Source organism: Verrucomicrobiota bacterium (genome assembly GCA_016871535.1).
Taxonomy (GTDB): domain Bacteria; phylum Verrucomicrobiota; class Verrucomicrobiia; order Limisphaerales; family SIBE01; genus VHCZ01.
In genome coordinates this window covers 1-6,147 of sequence record VHCZ01000331.1, presented here as the reverse complement: position 1 = coordinate 6,147, position 6,147 = coordinate 1, and the positions used below count along the sequence as shown (strand labels likewise).

General features: G+C 60.7%; 7 protein-coding genes. 2 read left to right on the top strand and 5 right to left on the bottom strand.

All coding sequences use genetic code 11. From position 1 onward, the window contains the following. A partial coding sequence (locus FJ398_25285; GenBank protein MBM3841207.1) for an SAM-dependent DNA methyltransferase occupies nt 1–559 on the bottom strand: 559 nt, incomplete at its 3' end. A gap of 389 nt (nt 560–948) precedes the next feature. Here FJ398_25285 and FJ398_25280 point away from each other — a divergent pair. Further along, on the top strand, nt 949–1,257 hold the full coding sequence (locus FJ398_25280; GenBank protein MBM3841206.1) for a hypothetical protein: 309 nt from the start codon (nt 949–951) through the stop codon (nt 1,255–1,257). A 91-nt stretch (nt 1,258–1,348) separates the two neighbouring features. Here the strand turns inward: FJ398_25280 and FJ398_25275 are convergent, their stop codons facing one another. Further along, nucleotides 1,349–1,660: a hypothetical protein gene (locus FJ398_25275; GenBank protein MBM3841205.1), complete on the bottom strand. Its 312-nt coding sequence runs from the start codon at nt 1,658–1,660 to the stop codon at nt 1,349–1,351. After that, the gene (locus FJ398_25270; protein MBM3841204.1) at nt 1,660–2,214 is read right to left on the bottom strand and encodes a hypothetical protein; all 555 of its coding nucleotides are present in this window, start codon (nt 2,212–2,214) and stop codon (nt 1,660–1,662) included. Before FJ398_25270 ends, FJ398_25275 begins: the two co-directional genes overlap by 1 nt. 234 nt (nt 2,215–2,448) lie before the next feature. Here FJ398_25270 and FJ398_25265 point away from each other — a divergent pair, with 234 nt between their 5' ends. Beyond that, the gene (locus FJ398_25265) at nt 2,449–2,634 is read left to right on the top strand and encodes a hypothetical protein (protein ID MBM3841203.1); all 186 of its coding nucleotides are present in this window, start codon (nt 2,449–2,451) and stop codon (nt 2,632–2,634) included. Between the two features lie 112 nt (nt 2,635–2,746). Here FJ398_25265 and FJ398_25260 read toward each other — a convergent pair whose 3' ends face one another. Together FJ398_25260 and FJ398_25255 are read right to left on the bottom strand one after the other, a co-directional pair. Further along, complete coding sequence (locus FJ398_25260) at nt 2,747–4,930, bottom strand: hypothetical protein (protein ID MBM3841202.1); 2,184 nt, start codon at nt 4,928–4,930, stop codon at nt 2,747–2,749. 20 nt (nt 4,931–4,950) lie between these two features. Next, a complete protein-coding gene (locus FJ398_25255) occupies nt 4,951–5,703 on the bottom strand; it encodes a hypothetical protein (GenBank protein MBM3841201.1) in 753 nt (250 codons plus the stop codon). Nucleotides 5,704–6,147: the final 444 nt, after the last annotated feature.

Sequence of the window (6,147 nt, the reverse complement as noted above, 5' to 3'; positions counted from 1 at the left end):
CGCGGATCAGCGGGCGCGGGGTGTAATACTCGCCGCCGTTGCGCCCGGCGTTGCCCATGCGCTTGATCTTCTCCTCGTAGAGCGCGCTCAGCTCGTGCTTCTCGGTCTGGGAGCGGAAGCGCAGCTCATCGACGTGGTCAATGATCTCGCGGAGGTTGTAGCCGCTGGTGATCTTGTTTTTCAGCTCTCCGAAGATCTCGCCAATCTTGTATTCGATGGTGTTCGGGCCGGCGGCGCGGTCCTTGAACTTATGGAGGTAGGGAAAGAGCTTTTGGTTGACGAAATCGCGGAGGTCATCGCCGGAGAGGGCGGTGTTGTGGTCGAGCTGGCCGGATTTGTCCTTGGGCGCGGCCCACACGTCCCAGCGGTAGGGTTTTTCGAGGAGGTAGGTGTATTTCTTCCCTTCCAGTTGCGCTTCGGTGGCGCGGTCCTGTTCAAGGCCGTCGAGGTATTTCAGGAAGAGCAGCCAGGAGGTCTGCTCGGCGTAGTCGAGCTCCGTGGCGCAGCCGGCTTCCTTGCGGAGGGCGTCGTCGATGTTGCGGAAGGCTTGTTCGAACATGGGGTGGTTAGTTCCAAGAGTGGACGGGGTGGAGGTCGCGGCGAAAGGTGTCGGCGTGTTCTTTGCCGATGTCGGCCTCGAGGCCGATGATGGCGGTTGCGGTCTCGGTGCTCGGTTTGCGGGCCATTTGCTGGCGAGCATGAAGCCGGCGGCGGCGGTTGGCGAGTTGGTTCTACGAGGGGTTGCGCGTTGTTTTCCTGCGGTCCACGGCAACGGGCCAGGTGCTTTCACGAGTTCAGTCAGCATCCCACCGGGCGGTTGTTTTCTCGCCACGACAACGGGCAGAGTTCGGCCACGCAATCCGCCATGAAGCGAATCTTCATTTTGTCCTGGTTGCTCGCGCCGCCTGGTCATGGCGGCATGGGCCCCAGCAGTCAGCCGCTACCTTCATGAAGCCCCTCGTCTCATTCGCGGCATGGCTCCTCATCACCTGCGCACAGGCTTCCGCCGCGGCGCCGAGCACGACGGAAACGCCACCGCCCGTCGCGATTTCCTACTCGTTGCCGCGCGCCGGCGAAGCGGCTCTGGTGATCGACGACTCCCACGGCCGACGAGTTCGCAACCTCTTCGCTCAGGTGCCTCGCCAAGCCGGTAACAACGCCGAACCGTGGGATTTAAAGGACGATAGCGGCGTCACGGTTCCGCCCGGCGATTATCGATGGAAGGTCGTCCCAAAAGGGGTCAGTCCCACATATTGACGCTATCCTTGTCCCAGCCGCTGCGCCGACAGCAGATTCGACAAACTCGCGCCCGTCCCCATCTGCAACCGGGCGGCAATCCACTGCAAGGTCACCTGCCTGCCGGCAGGCAGGTCGTCGTCTCCGCCCGCAACTTCACGGCCAGCTTCAACTTCGACTTGTCACCGTTCTTCCGCGCGGCCAGTTCCGCCTCCGTCCATCCCAGCTTGGCGAGCCCTTCACGCACCAGCCGCTCCGCCTTCTGCGCCGCGCTTTCCTGCAACTCCGCGCCGTAATGCGACGCCCCGCGCCGCTCCTCCACCTGCGCCAGCAACTCCTTCCGAAACGCCTCCTCACCCCAGCACCAGCCCCGCCGAATCCGCCCATACTCCTCCGGGTCGTCCTGCGCCCTCCGCTCCTCCATCACCCGCTCGAACTGCTGGCGCCCGGCCGCGCTGTCCTGCGGAATCCCCATCTCCCCCAACACCCGCTCCACCTGCCTGCCGGTAGGCAGGCCCGCAGCCACGCCGGACGCCGCCCGGGCCGCTCCAGATACGCCGGATAACTGCTCCACCGATACGCCCGCAGCGGTTCCTCCGGGCACAGCAACTTGGCCTGCCTGTCTGCCGTGCGGCACAGGCAGGCACCGGATTCAGATGCACGTATTCGCACACCGTCCGCAAATAGCCGGGACTGCTGGCGTCCACCACTAACGCCTTGTAACGGCCGCTGAACAGGTGCCCGAAGAGTTTGTGCCGCCGGTTGAACCGTGCCGTGTAGGTGCCGATGAAACCACTTCATTCCGGCGACCAAATTGCCCTTGGGCATCTCCATCACCAGATGAAAGTGATTCTCCATGAGACAATAGGCCTGCACCTGCCAATCAGCTTTCGCGCACGCCTCCGCCAGCGTGGCGACAAACAACTCCCGATCCCGGTCATCGTGGAATATCTCTTCCCGCCGGTCGCCACGATTCATCAGGTGGTAAATCGCGCCGGGATACTTCAATTCGGAGCTTGCGTGCCATGCGCCGAAGCCTGCCCAAACAGGGCAACCGTGTCAATATGTGGGACTGACCCCTTTAGCTGGTTCGTCGGGCGCTTTCGGGCGAAACGATTCGTCGTTTGGCGGAGCAAAGGTGAGCTGAGGACTTCGACACGACGTGACGCCGCGGGCGGTTCATGAGTCGATATCAAGACCCCTTTATGGACGTTGGCGGCGCCGAGGATGTACGACGACGGAACGAACGGAGACGAGGTCGCCGGCGACGGCTACTACACGGTGCGAGTCGCGCTCAATCGGCCAATCCCGGGAAATGTGACGTTCCGCGCTTCCGCGGGGCGAACCGGAACAATCACCCGCGTCTTCTCCAATCTCGTCGAAATGACGGTGGAATAGATTCTCGAGGTGGAAACAGGGGATGCCTGCATTGGGATTCGTAAAACCTCGCGGACAGCTTGAAACGCTCCGCTGACCCTGTCGTTGAGGGGACGGACCTCGGGACTTCACCCTACTGCAACGTGGCGAGCGCGCTCCAGTCGCCGTTGAGAAGGGCGCGGGCGCGGAGCAGGGATTCATTTGTGGGCGGAGAAATCGGGCTTTCGAATTTTCTGGCCCTTGGAGACACCTTCCCTCCCTCCAGCCGCGGGTCACTTCCATCCGTCGTGAAGTAAATTTCCGCGCGTGCGGCTCCAGAACGCAACGTCACCCGCGACGCGTCAGCGGCTTCGCGACGGAACTGAGGTGGATCCAAGTCGGGCAACAGGCCCTGAGCAAATAGTTGCCCGAGAACGATGCCACTCCGCTTGGGAAGGTAGTCATTGACCAGGCGGTTGATTTCGCGCCGCCAATCGTCGTCCCGATTGAACGGACCGGTGAGCGGATTGCCGTCCTGGTCAACACGCGGAGGGACCGGCTCCATGGGGAACGTGTGCTTGACGTCGCCCCAGCGGGCAGACTCGGCGATGACCGCCGACTCGATATGCCGGGCGCGGGCACGAAAGCGTTCTCCGAGCGACAGGGGATGCAGAACACCGCCGGGTGAAAAATGCCGGTGAACTCGATCCGCGACGCGCAGGCGGAACTCGGCGTTCTCGACACATTGCTGCCAGAGCCATTGCGGACTGCTGGTGCCGAGCTTCACTCCTGTGTGGAACGGGCCGGTGCGATCCGTCCCGACATCCAGCAGCGTATGCTCGGCGTCCCACACAAAGAACTTGAATCCTTCATCGCCTCCCCGGCGCCGCATCGAGTGGTAGTTATTGGGCGTGCGATTGCCGCCAAACGAGCTGATTGGCGCATCCAGGTTTCCACCCCAGAAAATGATCAGCATGTAATCAATGAGGTTGTCCACATCCAGCAGCGTCTCCAACGTGGGGTTGCGTGTCCCGTCTGGATTTCGGCCCTGCAGGGCAAAGTAGTTGGTGTTGTCGGTCAGCCCGGCAGCCGCGCGATTGTAGAGCCGCGTCCAGGCTTCCATGTCACCGTCGGTGGAAATCAAGTTGTAGGTGCTCTGCCGGGTGGTGAAGCCCGAGTCCACCTTGACAACATCGTAATCGGACTTCTTTCCGCCCAAATACGTTTCGCCGAAGGACGCTTCAGGCCGTTCGCAAGTGTTGTAGAGGCCCCAGTAATGGCCGTTGATGTAGAGATGGCAAAACTCCCCGCACGCGGCCGGCTGTCCCATCGCGAGCTGCAGGTCGCGGTTGAACTGATCGCGCAAGAAGGTCGCCCGCGGGTCTGCGCACAAACTCCACGAGTAATTCTGGAACGTGCGCAAATCCAGGCTGTCAAACTTCCGCGCCCCGGTCTTTCCAAACAACGGGTATTCCAGCTTTGCTTCTCCGTACTCTTTGCGGAAGAACAGTCGGAAAGCGTGTTTGGCATTCACTGGCAAACGACTGAAGCCACCCCGAATGCGAATGCCGCAGTCAATCTGGAATCCTTGTTCTCCGTCAGGATGCAACATCTCGACCGAACACGGGCGTTCGGATTCCTTGCCCTGCTCGCCGGGGTTGGAATAGATGCCGCGCTTTTCGCCGAACATGTTGTCCATGTCCGTGACAATTGAGAAACTGGGCAGCGCTTTCAGACCGGCGACGATCTCATCGCGGAACCGAGGGTCGTTGACGATCCGTGGATCCATGCCGTACCGCACCTGGTTCTTGCCCCACAGATAGGGAAAACCTTCGGGCGGCAGACCATCGGGAGATTGGCGGATCACATCCCTGGGAAACACAAAAGTGTGAGTCTTGATCTTGCCGGGCCTGCCCCCCGGTTCGAAGGCTGTCACGCGCAGCACAGTGGTGCGCGAGATACTGATGGGAGTTTGGTAAGTGAAGCCGTGGTGCATCGTCGGCTCGGATCCGTTGAGGGTATAACGGATGGTGGCATCGCCCGACTTGGTGCTGAGGGCCAGGCTGAACGGAGCATCGTAAAATCCCCGCTTCGAGCTCAACTTGACTTCCGCTGCTTCGTTCCCGGAAAGACCGGCCTGTTTTGGCTGCTTTCCGGCGGGAGTTGAAGGAGGTCCGGCCGGGTCGGGAGCTTGAGCGGGTCGGTTGTCCTGCCCGTAACCTCGTTGCATCGATAACGTCGCAATCACAACAAGGCAGCAAAGGAATCGCGCCCAACGGCTGGAAAACCAATGCATTCGATCACAGCGGGAATTCTCGGAAATAACGTGTGAACGCATGGGGAAACTCGATTGGGATGTTACTTCGATGCCTTCCTGGCTTCGCGGGCGCGGTTGACTTCATCCTCGCTTGCCAGGCCATCGCGATTGATGTCGAACTCCAGCGCCTTTTTCTGCTCCTCAAGGTAGCCGCCTGTTTTTCCACCCCGTGCAGTCTCCTGCGCGAATCGGGCGAAAAAACCAGGAATGAGTCCCTTTCCGAGGTCCGCCCTCAACTTCGCCAATTCTCCGGCATCAAGCAGGCGATTGCCGTTGGTGTCATAAGCCATTCTGACCGCCGCTGCCTCCGTGGATTGGGCGGTGGCGTACTCTTCGCCATCAAATCGGCCGTTGTCGTTCTTGTCGTATTTCAGCATGTAAGCGAAGTAATCACGCGCGTAACGCACCTTCTTCGTGCGAATGAAGTGCATCATGGCGTCAAGCTCCAAGGCATCGAGCGATCCATCTTTGTTGGCGTCGAATTGCCGCGTGAGAATCGCCTGCTCGGCAACGCGCGCGCTGGCCCACTCGGAATCCTCCATGGTGCCGTCCTTGTTTGTGTCGTAATCGGCCAGCACTTCGGCTGGAACTTCCGAACTTCCGCGCGAACCTCGCTCGAGCCGCTCGGTCTTCAGCGCAAGCCTCATTTGCTCCCGCTCGGAGGCGTCAAGCCGCCCGTCGCCGTTCTTATCATGCCTGGCGACCAGCCCGGCCCGACGCTCCTCGAAGGAGGTCTCACCCGCCATATCGGCGTGTGACCAAGGAAGCGCCGCCAGTAGCAGGGCTCCAATCATGGCGGGAGCTGCTCGTGATATGAATGTATCGTTTATGTTCAGCCGTTCTCGGCTCAGGGTTTCCGAGTGCCGTCGCGCGGCACCCACTCGATGTGGTTGGTTTCCAAACCCGCGTCGTCATTATCGTCAGCGCATACACGCCGGTCAACTCCATCCATGTTCCTCGCCTAAATCTTCAAAACCATCCTTGCGATGCGGCCAGTTCGGGGCGTGCCAACGTCGCGGTTCAATAGATTTCGTATTGAATCGCGTCTATCGAAAATGCCACGCCCACCGGCTCAAGACTCGTTTTCAAAATCCTTAGGCGAGGATTTGGGAATATCTCCGGTGAAGCGGCCAGGTGCGGGTGAAGCGGGGGAAGTGTGCCAGGGGCAACTGTGGGACAGGTCTGATGGCGGTTTCGCCCCTTTGTCGCACCACAGCGAAGAATTAGGGCATCCTGGT